The 16459-nt window shown below is 72.3% G+C and carries 13 protein-coding genes and 1 tRNA gene; 7 read left to right on the top strand and 7 right to left on the bottom strand.

Going from position 1 to position 16459, the window contains the following annotated elements; all coding sequences use genetic code 11:
• The first annotated feature begins 28 nt into the window (after positions 1 to 28).
• Positions 29 to 2185, top strand: coding sequence for an outer membrane protein assembly factor BamB family protein (locus tag MANAM107_RS06140; protein WP_223912506.1), 2157 nt, complete (start codon positions 29 to 31; stop codon positions 2183 to 2185).
• A gap of 104 nt (positions 2186 to 2289) precedes the next feature.
• On the opposite strand, the gene betT is transcribed toward MANAM107_RS06140, so the two are convergent.
• Positions 2290 to 4314, bottom strand: a complete 2025-nt coding sequence (betT, locus tag MANAM107_RS06145; RefSeq protein ID WP_263421953.1) for a choline BCCT transporter BetT — start codon at positions 4312 to 4314, stop codon at positions 2290 to 2292.
• A 404-nt stretch (positions 4315 to 4718) separates the two neighbouring features.
• Here betT and MANAM107_RS06150 point away from each other — a divergent pair, with 404 nt between their 5' ends.
• A complete protein-coding gene (locus MANAM107_RS06150; RefSeq protein WP_223912901.1) occupies positions 4719 to 5150 on the top strand; it encodes a nucleoside deaminase in 432 nt (143 codons plus the stop codon).
• 129 nt (positions 5151 to 5279) lie between these two features.
• A tRNA-Ser gene (locus tag MANAM107_RS06155) sits at positions 5280 to 5365 on the top strand.
• Positions 5366 to 5718: 353 nt separating this feature from the next.
• Here the strand turns inward: MANAM107_RS06155 and hrpB are convergent.
• Positions 5719 to 8415 carry an ATP-dependent helicase HrpB gene (gene hrpB / locus MANAM107_RS06160; RefSeq protein ID WP_223912511.1) on the bottom strand — a complete coding sequence of 899 codons (2697 nt, stop codon included), beginning with the start codon at positions 8413 to 8415 and terminating at the stop codon, positions 5719 to 5721.
• A 576-nt stretch (positions 8416 to 8991) separates the two neighbouring features.
• On the opposite strand from hrpB, the gene MANAM107_RS06165 reads away from it, so the two are divergent.
• Together MANAM107_RS06165 and MANAM107_RS06170 are read left to right on the top strand one after the other, a co-directional pair.
• A complete protein-coding gene (locus MANAM107_RS06165; protein WP_223912514.1) occupies positions 8992 to 9813 on the top strand; it encodes a phosphorylase family protein in 822 nt (273 codons plus the stop codon).
• Positions 9814 to 9881: 68 nt separating this feature from the next.
• Positions 9882 to 10616 carry a glutamine amidotransferase gene (locus MANAM107_RS06170; RefSeq protein ID WP_223912518.1) on the top strand — a complete coding sequence of 245 codons (735 nt, stop codon included), beginning with the start codon at positions 9882 to 9884 and terminating at the stop codon, positions 10614 to 10616.
• A 79-nt stretch (positions 10617 to 10695) separates the two neighbouring features.
• Here the strand turns inward: MANAM107_RS06170 and MANAM107_RS06175 are convergent, their stop codons facing one another.
• A complete protein-coding gene (locus tag MANAM107_RS06175) occupies positions 10696 to 11433 on the bottom strand; it encodes a glutamine amidotransferase-related protein (RefSeq protein ID WP_179901265.1) in 738 nt (245 codons plus the stop codon).
• A gap of 107 nt (positions 11434 to 11540) precedes the next feature.
• A complete protein-coding gene (locus tag MANAM107_RS06180; protein ID WP_223912521.1) occupies positions 11541 to 11966 on the bottom strand; it encodes a DUF4190 domain-containing protein in 426 nt (141 codons plus the stop codon).
• Between the two features lie 259 nt (positions 11967 to 12225).
• Here MANAM107_RS06180 and MANAM107_RS06185 point away from each other — a divergent pair, with 259 nt between their 5' ends.
• The gene (locus tag MANAM107_RS06185) at positions 12226 to 13653 is read left to right on the top strand and encodes a uracil-xanthine permease family protein (RefSeq protein WP_223912525.1); all 1428 of its coding nucleotides are present in this window, start codon (positions 12226 to 12228) and stop codon (positions 13651 to 13653) included.
• Positions 13654 to 13888: 235 nt separating this feature from the next.
• Here the strand turns inward: MANAM107_RS06185 and MANAM107_RS06190 are convergent, their stop codons facing one another.
• Both MANAM107_RS06190 and MANAM107_RS06195 read right to left on the bottom strand, forming a co-directional pair.
• On the bottom strand, positions 13889 to 14497 hold the full coding sequence (locus MANAM107_RS06190; RefSeq protein ID WP_308443647.1) for a LytR C-terminal domain-containing protein: 609 nt from the start codon (positions 14495 to 14497) through the stop codon (positions 13889 to 13891).
• A 55-nt stretch (positions 14498 to 14552) separates the two neighbouring features.
• Positions 14553 to 14891: a type II toxin-antitoxin system VapB family antitoxin gene (locus tag MANAM107_RS06195; RefSeq protein WP_124934002.1), complete on the bottom strand. Its 339-nt coding sequence runs from the start codon at positions 14889 to 14891 to the stop codon at positions 14553 to 14555.
• Positions 14892 to 15241: 350 nt separating this feature from the next.
• Here MANAM107_RS06195 and MANAM107_RS06200 point away from each other — a divergent pair, with 350 nt between their 5' ends.
• Complete coding sequence (locus MANAM107_RS06200; protein WP_223912528.1) at positions 15242 to 15829, top strand: hypothetical protein; 588 nt, start codon at positions 15242 to 15244, stop codon at positions 15827 to 15829.
• A gap of 95 nt (positions 15830 to 15924) precedes the next feature.
• On the opposite strand, the gene MANAM107_RS06205 is transcribed toward MANAM107_RS06200, so the two are convergent.
• The gene (locus MANAM107_RS06205; RefSeq protein WP_223912531.1) at positions 15925 to 16386 is read right to left on the bottom strand and encodes a septum formation family protein; all 462 of its coding nucleotides are present in this window, start codon (positions 16384 to 16386) and stop codon (positions 15925 to 15927) included.
• Positions 16387 to 16459: the final 73 nt, after the last annotated feature.

Below are 16459 nucleotides of genomic sequence, written 5' to 3' on the forward strand. Positions count from 1 at the left end.
TGCCTCGGCGCCCGACGGAAGGAGCCCCATGTCCCCAGCATCCGCACCGCCCTCCCCGCCCTCCGGCCTTCCCAGTCGCCGCAGCGTCGTCGCCGGGGCCCTGGGGGTCTGCGCCCTGGGCGCTGCCTCCCAAGGCGCGGGCCTGCCCGCCCCGGCCGCGGCGGCCCCACCCCCCATCGCCCTCAGCCCCGCCACGGACACCTCCCTGCGGACCATCACCACCAGCAAGACCGGCACCCGCGTCATCGCCACCTACACCGACCTCAGCGCCGACAGGAAGGTGATGGCCGCCTGCTTCTTCACCCACCCGGACAACGGCAGGCTCAAGATCGCCCTGGGGGTCGTGGGCGCCACGAACCACCTGCAGATCATCGACGCCGCCACCGGCTCCCTCGACGGTACCCGGACCTTCACCGGCCTGTCCGACGGCGCGGGCGTGCGCGAGCTCGTCTACGCCCCCAAGGCCGAGGCCATCATCGCCACCTGCGGCACCCGGGTTATCAAGGCCAACGTGCGCGACAACGGCTGGAAGGACCTGGGCGCCGTTGTCTCCCCGGAGAAGAAATGGGCCCAGGGCTACGAGCCGCGTCTCGATGCCGATGGCCAGGTGTGGATCGGCAACTCCGAGGCCACCGTGGTGCGGATCGACCCGGTGGCCGGGAGCCTGACCTACGGGGCGGCGGTGGGCCAGGGCGCCAGCATCACCCGGCACATCGCCGTCGCCGGCGGCACCGTCTACGCGGGCGTGGGCAGCAGCTCCCCGCGCATCGCCGCCTTCGACCGCAAGGACCCCAGCCGGGTGGCCGCCACCATCACCCACCCCGAGGCCGCCTCGACCGGCATCGCCCGCTACCTCACCGCCCTGGATGAGACCCACCTGGCCGTCGAGCTGCCGATCGGCAGCCCCGGCGACACGCGCAGCCTCATCTACGACACCGCCGCGGGCACCTGGACCCAGACAGAGGTCTACCCCTTCAACGGCCACTACGCCCCCCACCCCACCAAGCCCGGGCACAGCCTGGCGATCCAGGGGCGGGGCGACGGCACCGGCGTGCTGTTCACCATGGACAACGCCACCGGCCGGAAGGTCGGGGAGGTCACGGCCATCCCCAACCGCTATGCGCGGGCGATGGCGCTCCTGCCCGGCCGCAGCAACATCCTGGGCATCGTGGCCTCCACCGAGGCCGGGTGCCAGTACATCGAGGTCGACGTCGAGGCGGGCAGGGTCGTGGCCCAGCGCGATCCGGAGGTGAAGCCCGCCGGCCTTGCCAGCCAGGCGCCCTTCATCCCCGACGACGAGAACGCGCTGTACGTGGGCGCCTACCAGGGGCGCACCCTGACCCGCCTGGACCTCGGCGCCGCGGAGCTGACCCAGGGCGCGGTGGCGCGCACCTCGGGCACCCAGGGGCAGGTGGAGTCCATGGCCACCGACGGCTCCGGCCTCGTGATGGCCAGCTACGAGCATGCCCGCGTGTGGCGCACCGCCCGGCCCGGGCTGGGGGAGGCCTCCCAGGTGGCCGAGCTGGGCTCCCACCAGCAGTCCCGGCCCTTCGGGCTGGCCCTGGCCGGCGGGCGGATCTGCGTGGGCAGCGCCGCCGTCTCGGGGGTGGCGGGCGGGGCCCTGTCCCTCATCAACCCCGCCGACGGCGCCGCCACCGTGCTGACCGACCTGGTGCCCGGGCACTCCTTCGTGGGCCTGGTCTCCGACGGCAAGGACACCGTCTACGCCACCACCTCGATCACGGGCGGCTCGGGCCAGGGCTCCGGCTACGCCCACGTCCTGGCCTACGACGCGCGCCAGGAGCGCGAGTTGTGGCGGGTGGAGGTGGACGGGGAAGACATCCTCAACAGCCCCCTGCTGGTGGAGGGCACCCTGTATGTGGCCACGATCAGTGGGGCGCTGGTCATCGACCCGGCCACGGGGGCGCTCGCGGAGTACCTGCGGCTGCGGCCCGCGCCCTCCGGCAGGGTCTCCGGCTACCGCCTGGCCACGATGACCTACTGCGCCAAGGAGAGGCTGCTGGTCCACACCGCCAGTTCCAAGACCTGTGCGATCGACCCGGCGGCCAGGACCGGGTGGCTGCTGGCGCGGGGCAACGACTGGTCCGTGGTGCAGTCCAGCACCGGGCGGGTCTTCGTCAACACCGCCGAGACCGAGGTCACGGAGGTGGCGCTGCGACCGTAGGCGCCTCACCCCTTCTTTTCGACAATTTGCATGAGATCGTACTTCTCCAGCCCCGGAAAAGGCCGATCTCATGCAAATTGTCGAAAGTTGGGGTGGTGGGAGTTTTACAGCGTCTCGGAGGTGCCCAGGTACTCGATCCACCGCTCGTAGTGGTCCAGGACATCGTGGGCGACCTGGTCGACCGACCAGTCCATGAGGTCGTAGCCCTGGCCGCCCCCGCGCGGGCGCACCTCCAGGCGCACGGTGAGGTCGTCCGCCTCGTGGACGACGGCGCCATAGGCGGGCACCGGTGCCTGGACCATGCGCACCACGTAGCGGAAGGAGTCCAGGCCGAAGGACCGCTCCACGGCCAGCGGGTCCTCCTCCGGCGAGGCGGGCGTTCCCGGAGGGCTGACCACCAGGGTGGCGCGCCCCAGGAAGTTGCGCTCGTCGTCGGGGTCCTGGGCCTCCTCGCCCTCGACGTAGACCTCTGCGAGCAGGCTCTCCTTGCGCAGCTCCTCGGCCACCGCCTCCAGGGCCGGCACGATCCGTCCCTCCAGGGCGCGCTTGGCCCGGGCCGGGGAGACGGTGTCGAAGGTGTGGGAGAGCCGGTCGCGCCAGGAGATGCGCTTGAGGCCCGCCGCGGTTCCCGTGAACCCCAGGGCGCGGTTGCGGTAGGCGATGGAGCGGGCCGCGTTGCGGGTGGCCTCCGTGCTCAGGGCCCGCCACAGGCCCACCATGACCGTGATGATGACGAAGGAGAAGGGCAGGGCCATGACGATCGTGGCCTGCTGGAGGATCGGGATGCCGCCGGCCAGGAGCATGGCGATGGTCAGGATCCCGGTGAGGGAGGCCCAGAAGATCCGCAGCCAGGCGGGCGCGTCCTGGTGCTCCCCCCGGGCGCGCACGCACAGGTTGGACATCACCAGGGCCCCGGAGTCGGCGGAGGTGACGTAGAACAGGATGCCGATGAACAGGGCCAGGGCGATGAGGCCCGTGCCCCCGGGCATGGAGTTGAGCAGGAGGTAGAGCCCCTGCTCGGGCTGGCTGACGGTGGCCTGGGCGAAGGCGGTGTCGCCCGAGCGGATGAGGCTGAGCGCCTGGTTGCCGAAGATCGAGACCCACATGACGATGTAGCTGAAGGGCAGGGCCAGGGAGCCCAGGACGAACTGGCGGATGGTGCGTCCCCGGGAGATGCGGGCCAGGAACATGCCGACGAAGGCCGCCCAGGTGATCCACCAGGCCCAGAAGAACAGTGTCCACCCGTTGAGCCAGGTCTCGGGGCGGTCGTAGGCGTAGGTCTCCAGGGTCAGCAGCGGGAACTGGGTGGCGAAGTCCCCGATGGAGCCCACCAGGGAGTCCAGCAGGAAGGCGGTGTTGCCGGTGACCAGCACCCACAGGGCCAGGCCGATGGCCAGCAGCACGTTGATGTTGGACAGGATGCGCACTCCGCGGTCCACGCCAGAGACGGCCGAGACGGTGGCCATGAGGACGGACAGGGCGATGAGGCCGATCTGCGTGGGGGCGCCCTGGGGCAGCCCGAACAGGATGCTCAGTGCGACATTGAGCTGGACCACGCCGACGCCCAGGGAGGCGGCGATGCCGAACACGCCCCCGATGAGCGCCGCGGTGTCGATGAGGTCCCCGGCCAGCCCGTCGACCCGGTCGCCCAGCAGAGGGCGCAGGGTGGAGCGCACTGCCAGGCTGTCTCGACGGCGGTAGGCGAAGTAGGCCATCGACATGCCCACCAGGGAGTACAGCCCCCAGCCGGAGATGCCGTAGTGGAAGAGGGTCAGGACGATGCCCTGCCGGGCGGCGGCGATCGTCTCGGCCTGGCCCGTGGGTGGTGCCATGTACTGGGCGACGGGCTCGGCGATCGCGAAGAACATGATCCCGGTGCCGATGCCGGCGGCGAAGAGCATGGCGGCCCACGAGAAGGTGGAGAAGTCCGGGGTGGAGTTGCTGGGGCCCAGGCGCACGGTCCCGAAGCGCGAGAAGGCCAGCGCCACGACGAAGACGAGGACCGCCGTGACCAGCAGGATGTAGAAGGACCCGAACCAGCGCCCGGTCCAGCCCACGGCCGCACCGAAGGCCCCCTGGAGGGCGGTGGGGCTGATGATCGCCGCTGCTGCGACCACCGCGATGACCATCGCGGAGGCGAGGAAGACCACTCGGTTGAGGGGCCGGGGCTGGGCGGTCGGTTCGATGCCGGGGACGGTGGTCGGCTCGGTGGTGGTCGTGGAGGAATGTGTCACGGAGGCGCTCCGTTCCTTCCTGGGTCCTGGATGACGATCAGATAACTATTAAGACCTTTCCAGGTTTGGCAGGATGCTTCAAGCCGAAGCGGCGGAATTATGCAGAAAGGTGCACGGTGTCCTCGCTGTTGGCGGACGCTTCGGCACGCTGTTGTGAAGTGGATCATACTACAGGTGGGCGGTGTCGCTGATCTCCGCGGGCCTGCGGAGCCGATCGGGGCGGGCGGCGCCGGGTGTGCCAGGCTGTCCTGGTGAGAGGGATCGACGAGCCGGGCGCCACTGATGCCGTTGACGCTGCCATGCGGCGTGCCCTGGGGCTGGCCCGTGCGGCAGGGCGGGCCGGTGAGGTGCCGGTGGGCGCCGTCGTCCTGTCGGGCGGGGGCGGGGTGCTCGCCGAGGCCGCCAACGCCCGCCAGGCGCAGTGCGATCCGACGGCGCACGCCGAGATCCGCGCCCTGCGAGCCGCCGGTGCCGCCCTGGGCGACTCCCACCTGGAGGGCTGCACCCTCGTGGTCACCCTGGAGCCCTGCACCATGTGCGCGGGGGCGATCGTCCTGGCCCGGGTCTCGCGCCTGGTCTTCGCGGCCTGGGAGCCGCGCACCGGCGCCTGCGGCTCGGTGCGCGACGTCGTGCGAGACTCGCGCGCCAACCACCAGGTCGAGGTGCATGCCGGGCTGCGGGCCGAGGAGTCCCAGGCGCTTCTCACCGACTTCTTCGCCCAGCGCCGCTGACGCCGGTGCCGGCCCCGATGCCGCGGCCCGTCGTCGTGGAGCCCCGCGGTGGACCGGGGTGCGGTGACGCAGACCGCAGACCCCGGGGATTGGGCGCAGGGCGGGCGGGCGTGTACCCTCGACGCCTGAGGTAGCGTGTCCGAGCGGCCGAAGGTGCAGATCTCGAAAGTCTGTGTGGTTCATAGCCACCCTGGGTTCGAATCCCAGCGCTACCGCGCACACCCCCTGGCGACCCCGAGTCGCCAGGGGGTTCCTCGTTGCCCGCGCCGAGCGGTGCTGGGCCGGGCCCATGCGGGTCGGGCCAGGGGTGGCCTCCCGGGGCCTGAGGCCAGGGCGGTGGGAGGGAGGAGCACGTTGGACGTCACTTCGCGACAAAGGCGTCACTTCGCGGAATGGACGACACCTGCAGGTGTCGCTCAGGTCGCCAAGTGACGCGATATCCGCGAAGCGACGCCCATTCTGAGCGCCGCGGGCCCCGGATCCGCAGCCCCGCATCCGGCGCCAGGCCCCTCCGACGGCGCGCACGGCCCTCTGCCGACGGCGCGCGCCGCCTCCCGGGCAAGCGCGCCTAGCGGCGGCGGGCGGTGCCGCGGTGGGGCGGGACCTGCCAGGGGTCCTCGGGCCAGGCGTGCTTGGGGTAGCGGCCCCGCATCTCGGCGCGCACCTGCGGGTAGCCCTGCCGCCAGAAGGAGGCCAGGTCGTCGGTGACCGCCACGGGCCTGCGCGCGGGGGAGAGCAGGTGGAGCTGGACCGCCACCCGGCCCTGGACGATGCGGGGCGTGGCCTGCCAGCCGAAGCACTCCTGGACGGCCACCTCCAGCCGTGGGCGCTGGCCGTACTCCACCCGCACCAGCGATCCCGAGGGCACCTCCAGGCGCTCGGGCACCAGCTCCTCCAGGCGCGCGGCCTGCGGCCAGGGCAGCAGGGACCGCAGCGCCCCCTCCATGTCCAGCGCCCCCAGGTCCAGGCTCGAGGAGGAGTCCCCCACCGCTGTCATGACCGCGGGTGCCAGCCACTCCTGGGCGCGCTCCAGCAGGCTCTCCTCATCCATCGCGGGCCAGGGATCGCCCAGGTGCGTGTGCAGGAGACCCAGTCGGGCCCGCAGCCGTGAGGCCTGCCCGCTCCAGGTCAGCATCCCCAGGCCCTTGTCCCGCACCCGCTCGACGACGGCCCGCGCCGCCTCCTGGGGCTCCAGGGATGAGCCGGCCGCCCGGCTCAGGGGGATGGCGCCCAGGACGCGCACCTGTTCGCTGCGCAGCACCTGGCCCTGCCAGGCGACCCGGTGGTCCTGGGCGAGCCACGGTGCGGCCAGCTCCAGGGCCATGGCCTCGTCCAGTGGGGCCGCCGCACGGATGAGGCCCTCGGGCCCGCCGGTGGGGGAGCGGTCGATCTCGGCCACCGCCAGCCACTCCTCGCCGGCCAGGGGCGAGCCCTCGGGGAGGCGCAGTCCGCTGCCGGCCACGGTGAGGTAGCGGGCGGGGGAGCCCGGCGCCGGGGCCTGTCCACGGCGCTGGGCGATCCACTGGGGGTGGGCCAGCCCCACCACCAGGGCGATCGCCTCCTGCGCGTCCGGAGGGTGCGGAGAGCCCGCTGGCGGCCGGGATGGGAGCCCCCGGCCCGCCTCGGGCCCCACCTTGGCCGCCCGCGTGCCAGCGGCCCGCTCCAACCGGCGGGCCTCCGTGCGCCACGGCCCGCTGCCGGGGCCGCCCTCGCGCAGGCGCCGGGCCAGGGCGGGCAGGTCGGCGTCGGCAGTGCGCAGATCGGTGGTGAGCAGGGCGGTGGCCTCCGCGGCGCGGTGACGCCCCAGGACAGGCACCGCAGCCAGCAGGGCCCGTGCGGGCCGCACGTCGGTCGGGATGTCCGCCACGGCCCGCCCCAGGGGTGTCAGGGCGCCGTCGTCGACCAGTCCCAGGGAGCCGAGGGTCTCGCGGGCCGCGGCCATGGCGGCCGCCGGGGGCTCATCGAGCCAGGCCAGGTCGCCGTCGGGCGCTCCCCAGGCGGCCAGCTCCAGGGCGGTGCGCGTGAGATCCGCGGTGAGGATCTCCGGGGTGGGCGCCAGTGGTGCCCGGGCCCAGTCGGTGGGCGAGCAGCAGCGGTAGGCGACCCCGGGCCCCTCACGACCCGCCCGGCCCGCCCGCTGGATGCCCGAGGCGCGCGAGGCCCCCACGGTCACCAGCCCGCTCATGGAGCGGGCCACATCCAGGCGCGGCTCGCGCGCCAGCATGGCGTCCACGACGATCCGCACCCCTGGGACGGTCAGGGAGGACTCGGCCACGCTCGTGGCCACCACGATGCGCCGCCGCCCAGGAGCACTGGCCGCCAGGGCCGCGTCCTGGGCGGCCGCAGGAAGGCGGCCGTGCAGGGGCAGCACGTCGACGCCGTCGGGCACGCCGGTGCGCAGGCGGCGGGTGACCTCGTCGACCTCCCGCGCGCCGGGCAGGAAGACCAGGGCGTCGCCCTCATGGGACTCCAGCGCCCCCAGGGCGGTGTCCGCCACGTGGGCCAGGAACTCGCGGGGCACCCCGTGCGCCCCCAGGCGGCCGGTGCGGCTGGGGGCCCAGATCTCCTCAACGGGGTGCAGGCGTCCGGGGGCCTCGATGGCGCGCGCGCCCAGGAGCCCGGCCAGGCGCTCGGCCTGGACCGTGGCGGACATGGCGATCAGGGGCAGGTCCTCGCGCAGGGCGCGGGCGTCCAGGAGCAGGGCCAGGAGGAGGTCGCTGTCCAGGGATCGCTCATGCACCTCGTCCAGGACGACGGCGGATACCCCGGGCAGCTCGGGGTCGGACTGGAGCCGGCGCAGGAGGAGCCCGCTGGTGACGACCTCGATGCGGGTGGCCGGTGAGGCCCGCCGCTCCCCGCGCACCGCGTAGCCGACGGTGCCTCCGACCTCCTGGCCCAGGAGGGAGGCCAGGCGCCGGGCGGCGGCGCGCGCGGCCACGCGCCGCGGCTGGGTGACGACGACGCGGCCCGGGGTGGGGGCCCCATGATCCTGCCCGGCCAGCGGCCGTCCGGCCTTGGAGTGCCCGGTCTCGGAGCGCCCGGCTTGGGAGCCCCCGGCTTGGTGGCTGCGCTGTGCCCGGAGGTGGTCGTGGACGGCCACGGGCACGAGCGTGGTCTTGCCGGTGCCCGGGGGCGCGGTGAGGATGACGGGCCGGGTGCTCTGGGCCAGGGCCGCCCGCAGCTCGGGCAGGGCGGCCAGGACCGGCAGGTCGGGAGGTGAGGCGAACAGGGCGGACAGGGGGTCGGGTTCGCGGTCCGGGCACATGCCCCTATCCTCCCTGCTGCACATCTTCAGCACCCGACTCATCGGTCTGACCGCAGGATTCCGCGGCTCTCGTCCCGGCGGCCCGTCCCTGGGGCCCTGAAGATGTGCAGCGGTAGGGGCGCTGTACATCTTCAGGGGCGCATGGCGCCTTCCGCCCCGACCTTTCCGCAGGATCCCGTCGGGCTCGCGGTTGAAGATGTGCAGCGGGGTTGGAGGGATGCGCACGCGGGATATTTCCGGCGTTCATGAGATCTCGCCGGTGCGAGCATGAAGGGGGTCGTCCTGGATAACGGCGCGCCCTGCCTGCGCGCTGTGCCCGGGGCGGGCCCGCCCCGGGCACAGTCGGCCTGGCCCGGGCCTGCCTTCTGCACCGGCGCGGGAATATGATCTGCCGGTGAATGACAGTGTTGTCATGCCCCAGGAGCCCAGTTGTTACTCAACTGCAACTATTGATGCTCTTCTAGGTTTTCTCTAGTAAATGTGGCTATGCATCGTTGGATCGCACAGATGAGGTTGTGCATGTACCTGTACTCTAGTGGACAGAATTTGTCGAACTCATCAAAAACGGAGGACCTCATGGCTGAGCAGCCGGCTGCCCCTGGAACCTGGGATGAGGATCCTTCCGGCGTCTCCATCCTTCTGGCCACCGGGCGGGCCCGGCACGATCTGCTGGTCATCGCCGACCCCGCGATGCTGGGGGTCCTGGACTCCGCCTGGGGGCGCCCCTCGGCGCGCGTGCGCCTGTCCTTCCTCCCCGGCGTGTGCGCCCCGGTGGGACCCGGCCAGGAGGATGCCCTGGTCTCCTATGAGCGCGACGGCCTGAGCGTCCTGGTGGCCCGCGGCCGCACCAGCCCCATTGAGGGCAAGTCCGCCCGGACCACCACGGCCCTGGCCCGGATCGTCGGGGCTGCCGGGGTGCGGGCCGCCCTGCTGGTAGCGCGGGCCTCCTCCCTGGGCGCGGCGGCCCCGGGCGACCTGCTGGCCATCGGCGACCACATCAACCTGTCCTGCGCGCCCCTCTTCCCCGCCGATGAGATCGTCTCGGCGGCCTGGGATGAGGCCCTGACCGCCCGCCTGGCCCGCATGCGCGGCGTGCGCGGCATGGGAGTGGTGGCCCTGACCCCCGGGCCGATGCGCCCCACGCCCGCCGAGGCCCGCGTACTGGCGGGCATGGGCGCCGACGCCGCAGTGACGGACACGGTCGCCGAGGGCATGACCCTGGCGGCGGCGGGGGTGCCCACGGCCGCCCTGGCCGCCATCGACGAGGTCCTGGCCGAGCCCGCCGCCCAGCCCTCGGGCCGCCGGGCCGCCCCGGCCTCCACCTCGCGCCTCCAGCGCCCCGCCGCGACGGTGGTGCTCGACGCGATCGAGACCGTCCTGGGCGGCCTGCGCGCCTGAGCCGATGTGAGGAGCCGATCTGTGAGATTGCGCCCCTGTGAGGGCGTGATGGCGCTAGGGTCACCGGCGTGAAGCCTTTCCTGTTCCTGGCCACCCGTGACGACGACGAGCCCGCCGACACCGAGTACGAGGCGTTCCTGGCGCGCACGGGTCTTGAGGAGTCCTCCCTGGTGCGGCTGCGCCTGGAGGCCGAGCCGCTCCCGGAGGTCGACCTGGAGGACTGGTCGGGGATCCTCGTGGGCGGCTCGCCCTTCAACGCCTCCACCCCCGAGGAGTTGAAGTCCGCCACCCAGCTGCGCGTGGAGGCCGAGCTCGGCCGGCTGCTGGACCGCGTGGTGGAGGCGGACTTCCCCTTCCTGGGGGCCTGCTACGGGGTGGGGACCCTCGCCCGCCACCAGGGGGCCGTCATCGACACCACCTACCGCGAAGAGGTGGGGGCGCCCGACATCACGCTGACCCTGGCCGGCAGGGAGGACCCGATCTGCGCGGGCATCCCGGAGGTCTTCCAGGCCTTCGTGGCGCACAAGGAGGCGGTGACCGTGCCTCCCGCGAATGCGGTCGTCCTGGCCACCGGGCAGGACTGCCCGATCCAGATCTTCCGGGTGCGCTCGAACCTCTACGCCACCCAGTTCCATCCCGAGCTCGACGGCGATTACCTGGCGCACCGCCTGAGCTTCTATGCCAACCACGGCTACTTCGTGCCCGATGAGCTGCCCGCTCTGCAGGCCCGGGTGCGCGCTCAGGACGTCAGCGACTCCTGGAAGGTGCTGTCGAACTTCGTTCAGATCCACGCCCGGGACTGAGCCGCGCTCCAGTCGGGAGCGGCTGGCCCGCCGCCGTGGAGCGGGGGTGCTGGTGGCGCCGGGCCCATCGATCCGGGCACTAGTCGCGGGAGAAGTGGGCCACGAAATTGCGGATGATGCTGCCGGCCTGGTGGGGCTCCTCGGAGCGGGCCTTGGACAGGATGTCCTCGCTGAGGTCCGGGTCCCCGTAGCCGGCCTCGTCATAGATGCTCACGCGCTGCTTGAAGCGCTCGATGTCGAGCTCGGGGTTGAACTGGGTGCCGTAGACATTGCGGCCCACGCGCACCATCTGCACCGGGCAGTCGGGGGAGGAGGCCAGCAGCGTGGCGTGCGCGGGCACCTCACCCACCCCCTCGTCGTGGCCGACGAACACCGTGAAGGCCTGGGGCAGTCCGGCCAGCAGCGGGTCCTGGCGCCCCTCGGCAGTGAGGAACACATCCGCTGAGCCGAGCTCCTCGGCGTACTCCGGGCTGGCCGCCGTCCCCAGATAGCCGGCCAGGACCTGCAGGCCGAAGCCTGTGGCCAGCAGCGGCACCCCCTCCTTGAGGGCCACCGCCAGCAGATCGCGGACCTGATCCTCCACATCCAACTGACTGCGGGTCTTGGCGCCTGCCGGGGTGGTGATGTTGTAGGGGCTGCCTCCGATGAAGACGCCCGAGACCCGCTCAACGGAGACATCGCGCAGGAAATCGATCTCCTCCAGTTGGAGGTGCAGCAGGTCCTCGCGGGCCAGTCCGCTCTGGGCCAGGAAGGATGCGTACTCGTCCTGCGCCGCCTCCAGCTCGGAGCGCGTGGACACCATGATGAAAGGCTTCACAGGCCCACTGTAGAGCCTGAGGGGCGGGCGGGGGGCTGCATCACCGAAGTCTCCTCACCGCCTTTCACCGCCGCACGGGGCGGCCCGCGGGCTGGGGCGAGGCGCGCTCAGAGGCTGGCCACGGTCATCCACGCGAACCACAGCCAGAAGACCGTCGTCGCGGTCCCCACAACCACGCCCAGCCAGGCCAGGGCCTGGCCCGTGGTCCAGGAGCGCCGGAGCCGGCGCAGCGACCACCACCCCAGGACCGCTGCCAACAGGCCCGCGCAGGGGATGAAGGACAGCAGCGCGAACACCAGGGCCCCGGTGGCCGCGGGATCGGTGCGGGGCTGCGGGGCCTGGTAGCCGGGTCCGGAGAAGACCGTGAAGGGATTGACCTCCTCGGTGCCGGGGAAGACGAAGTCCGCCGGGAGCCTGTCGGAGGACAGGTCCACCGCCACGCCCCCGACCATGCCCACTGCCTGCGGACCTCTGCCCGCGCCGGCGTGGGCAGAGGCGGCCTGCCAGTGGTGTCCGGGTGCGGAGGTGCTCATGGGCCCATCATGCCCGCCCCGTTGCGGCCCCGTCTCCTCCCGGCGGAGGAGCCGGGGCGCAGGAGGTGCGCGCGGGGCCCGGCGTGCGACACCCCACCGCGGCGAGGACTGTGGCCGGGCGCTGGTGCGTCTATGCTGAAGTTCCGGTGGGTTCCGCCGGATCCTGCCGTGATTCTGGCCGTGCCAGCGCCCCGCTCCCGTGCCCGAGGGCCTGCGGGGAGGATGTGCACCGGCTGTTCCTCGTCCCGCAGGAGACAATGTGTCCGCATCATCCCCCTCCTTCCGCGGCTGGCGCCTCCATGGCGACGGCCGCTCCATCGCCCCCGGTGAGGTCGTCGCCCCCGCCGAGCGCCTGAGCTGGCCGCGCACCGTGGGCATCGGCGTCCAGCATGTGGTCGCCATGTTCGGGGCCACCTTCCTAGTCCCCCTGCTCACCGGCTTCGACCCCGCCACCACCCTGTTCTTCACCGGTGTGGGCACCCTGCTGTTCCTGGGGATCACCAGCGGTCGCCTGCCCAGCTACCTGGGCTCCTCCTTCGCCCTCATCGCCCCCATCGGCGCCGTCACCGGATATGTCGCCGACGGCGCGGGCCCGGTCGACCCCCACAAGGCGGCCCTGGCCCAGGGCGGGGTCATCGCAGCCGGCCTGTCCCTGGCGCTGGTGGGCCTGGTGGTGCACCTGGCCGGCTCGGCCTGGATCGACCGCCTCATGCCGCCGATCGTCACCGGCGCCATCGTCTCCCTCATCGGGTTCAACCTGGCGCCCTCGGCCTGGAACAATGTCAAGCAGGCCCCGGTGACCGCCGTGGTCACCATCGCCTCCATCCTGCTCATCACGGTGCTGTTCAAGGGGATCGTCGGGCGCCTGGCGGTACTCATCGGCGTGCTCATCGGCTACGCCACCGCGATGGTGCGCGGGGAGGTGGACTTCTCCGCCATCGCCCAGGCCCCCTGGCTGGGCGCCCCCCACTTCCGCGCCCCCGCCTTCGACCCCTCCCTGCTGGGCCTGTTCGTCCCCGTGGTGCTGGTCCTCCTGGCCGAGAACATCGGGCACGTGAAGTCGGTGGCCGCGATGACCGGGGAGAACCTCGACGACGTCACCGGCCGCGCCCTGCTGGCCGACGGCCTGTCCACCGCCCTGGCCGGCAGCGGGGGCGGCTCGGGAACCACCACCTACGCGGAGAACATCGGCGTCATGGCCGCCACCCGCGTCTACTCCACCGCCGCCTACGTCGTGGCCGCCCTGACAGCCCTGGGACTGTCCATGCTGCCGAAGTTCGGGGAGATCATCGCCACCATCCCCGCCGGGGTGCTGGGCGGGGCCGCCACGGTCCTGTACGGGATGATCGGCATGCTGGGGGTGCGCATCTGGGTGCAGAACCGCGTGGACTTCTCCGACCCCGTCAACCTCAACACCGCCGCCGTCTCGATGGTGGTGGCCATCGCCAACTACACGCTCGTCACCGGCTCCATGACCTTCGAGGGCATCGCCCTGGGCTCGGCCGCGGCCATCGGCATCTACCACCTCATGCGGTGGATCTCCCGGGTGCGGGGCACCAACCTGGAGCAGGCCTCCCCGGCCTCAGCGCCCGCCGGCACCGAGCTCGAGGGCCCCGCCTACTCCACCCGCGTCGCCCACGCCGACCGCGCCGTCCACGCCGAGCCGGCTGCGGGCCGGGAGGATTGAGCAGCGGGGCGGCAATCGGGCGTCGCTTCGCGGAATGGACGTCACCTAGAAGGCACGTCCATTCCGCGAAGTGACGCACGTGTCGCCACGTGAGGCTCAATCGCGCTCGTCCCACCGCCGCCCGGGCCCGCTGCCGGCCGTCGCCCGCAGTTCCGGTGCCCTGCGGTGCCCTGGCGCCGCTCGGCGCTGCCCCCGGCTCCGGCGGAGGCCGATGGGCGGTGTCCCGGAGCCCCGCTCAGCCCTCCTTGGCGGCGGGGGAGACGGCCACGCAGTTGCCGGGGGCTGCGATCGCCTGCCCGGAGCCCAGCAATTGGATCTCGTCCGCGGGCAGGACCGTGTGCTCGTACTCGTCGCCCAGGACCACCGAGACGGTCGGATCGGTGGGCTCCAGCGTGGTGTCGATCTGCACGGTGGAGTTGGGGAAGATCTGGGTCAGCGAGTAGGCGCCGACCAGGCCCGCCTCGGAGGCCATGATCTGGACATTGCCCTGGTAATCGCCCTGGGGCCAGTCCGCGGCCGTGGCCACGCTCAGCCCGGCGTCGGTGAGCACCTCCTCCACGTTGCCGGCCAGCCCCACCGTCTCCGAGCCGTTGTAGACATTGATCGTCAAGGAGGTCAGGTCCACCGTGGTGGAGCCCTCGGGCGGGCAGGGGGGTGGGGTGTAGGCCACCGTCTCCTCAGCCTGGGCGAAGCCCGGGCCCTTGATCGGCAGCGCGCCGGTCCACACCAGCAGGGATACCGCCACCAGACCGGCCATGACGACGACAATAGAGCCGATGACAGTGGTCTGACGGCGCATCATGCGTCGACGGTACTCGGTGCGGGGGTCTGCAGGAGTGCTCACGCCCTCCAGGGTAGTGGACGCACCCGCAGGCCGTGACGCTCCCGCACCTGCGGCCTCACGCCCCGGGAGGCGCCGGTGCCAGGCGGGGGACACCGTCGTCGGCGACCTCCAGGATGCGCGCGTGGATGGCGGTGCGCCCCTGGAGGGCGGCGCGCAGGGCCCGGTGCAGCCCCGTCTCCAGGTACAGCTGGCCGCGGTAGGACACCACATGGGCGAACAGGTCGCCGTAGAAGGTCGAGTCGTCGTCGAGCAGGCTGCGCAGATCCAGGGTGGCGCGCGTGGTGGTCAGGTCGGCGAGCCGAACCTGGCGCGGAGCGATGACCGCCCACTCGCGCTGAGTGGTGACCCCGTGCTCCGGATACGGGGCCGTCTCACGCACTGCCTTGAAGATCACGGCGCCATCTTAGAGGCCCGTGGCGCTCTCGGCTCACCGCAGGCAGGACTCATGGTGGTGACGATCTCCGCCAGCCGCAGCCCCCGCCCCCCACCGCATTCCCCGCAGGGGCCCATCTGTGGGTCGGGCCGGCCGCCCGACGGCGCCTCCCGACCCGGCCTTGGATGGGGCTCCTCGACGAGGTCCACGGCGGTCTGCGGGGAGTCCTCCCCATCGACCGGGGTCGCCCGTCCAACCTCGGGCGCTGTACCCGGGAGATAACGACCCTGTAACGTGCACCCGTGTGGGCGGTGCGCCCACGACCTCGTGCCCCACCCGGGCGCTGCTGAAAGGACGGGGAAACGGTTGTCATGAGCGAACAAGGGATCACCCCTGACCAGGCCCTTGACAGCTTCGCCGACCACTGCGCCAGCTGGCTGAGATCCAGTGGGGCCAAGGAACTGGTGGTGGAGGTCGATGCCCTGGGCCGGCGCTCGTACTGCGCCCACCGCGTCCTGCGCCGCACCGGTCTGCTGCGGCGGCTGCGCTGGGTGGAGGGCGGCGTGCCCCGCGAGATCGTGGGCAGGGCCATCGCCCTGCGCCGGGCCATGGCCCGGCCCGGGCGCGGGGCCTGGACCACCGCCTTCCTGTCGATGAGCACCCGTGACTACGCGCTGGTCTCGGACTTCGCCTACGACCGCCGGCCCTACCTCCTGCCTCCCTGCACCGGTGAGGACTGCGCCGAGGAGCGGCGCCTCTTCCCCCGGGAGGAGGCCTCCGTTCCCGAGTGGATGGAGACCCTCATGCGCGACCACCGCACGCGTGAGGACCCCAGTGACCTCCGCCGCGGCGGACAGGGCGATGCGCAGGAGGGGATCGACCCCGGGTCGCTGCTGCGCGCCCTTGCACTCCGGCGCACCGCCCTGAGCACTCTACGCGTGCGAACCATGACCCAGTAGAGCCGGCCGGTTCACGACAACGACGGCGCCACCCCATCAGGGGTGGCGCCGTCGTCGTTCCGGGACGGGCTGGTGGGAGGGGAGCCGGGTCGGGGCTACTTGGCGCTGCCCTTGACCGAGCCGGTCATCTCCGAGCCGTCCGCGGAGGTGATGAGGCAGGAGATCTTGCGGTCACCGGCATCCCAGGTGTCCTGGGAGGGCGTGAGGTAGGTGGTGCCGTACTCCGACTCCTCAAAGGCCACGCCCACGTAGTCGCTGTAGCCGGTGCCCAAGCAGGTGGACTCGGCCTCGGAGTCCATGGTGGCCTGATCGGGGAGCTGGTCGCCGCTGAGCTCTGTCTCGGCATAGACCTCGTAGAGGTGGGGCTCGGAGCAGTCCACCACGGGCACCTGGCTCACCTCCTGGGTGGAGGCGCCGAGGTCCTTGAGGCACTGGCCCACAGCGATGTCAGCGGAGTGGGTGCCGCCGGTGATCGACTGGATGACGCTGCACCCGGTCATGCCGGCGGCCAGGATCGCAGCGGTAGGGATGATGAGGAGTGGCTTGAGTTTGCGCATGCCCGGATCGTAGCCACCCGGGAGATCCGCCGCATTCCGCCGTTATGGGGACGACTCCCCATGTACTCCCCAT

This window comes from Actinomyces capricornis, assembly GCF_019974135.1.
Lineage (GTDB): Bacteria > Actinomycetota > Actinomycetes > Actinomycetales > Actinomycetaceae > Actinomyces > Actinomyces capricornis.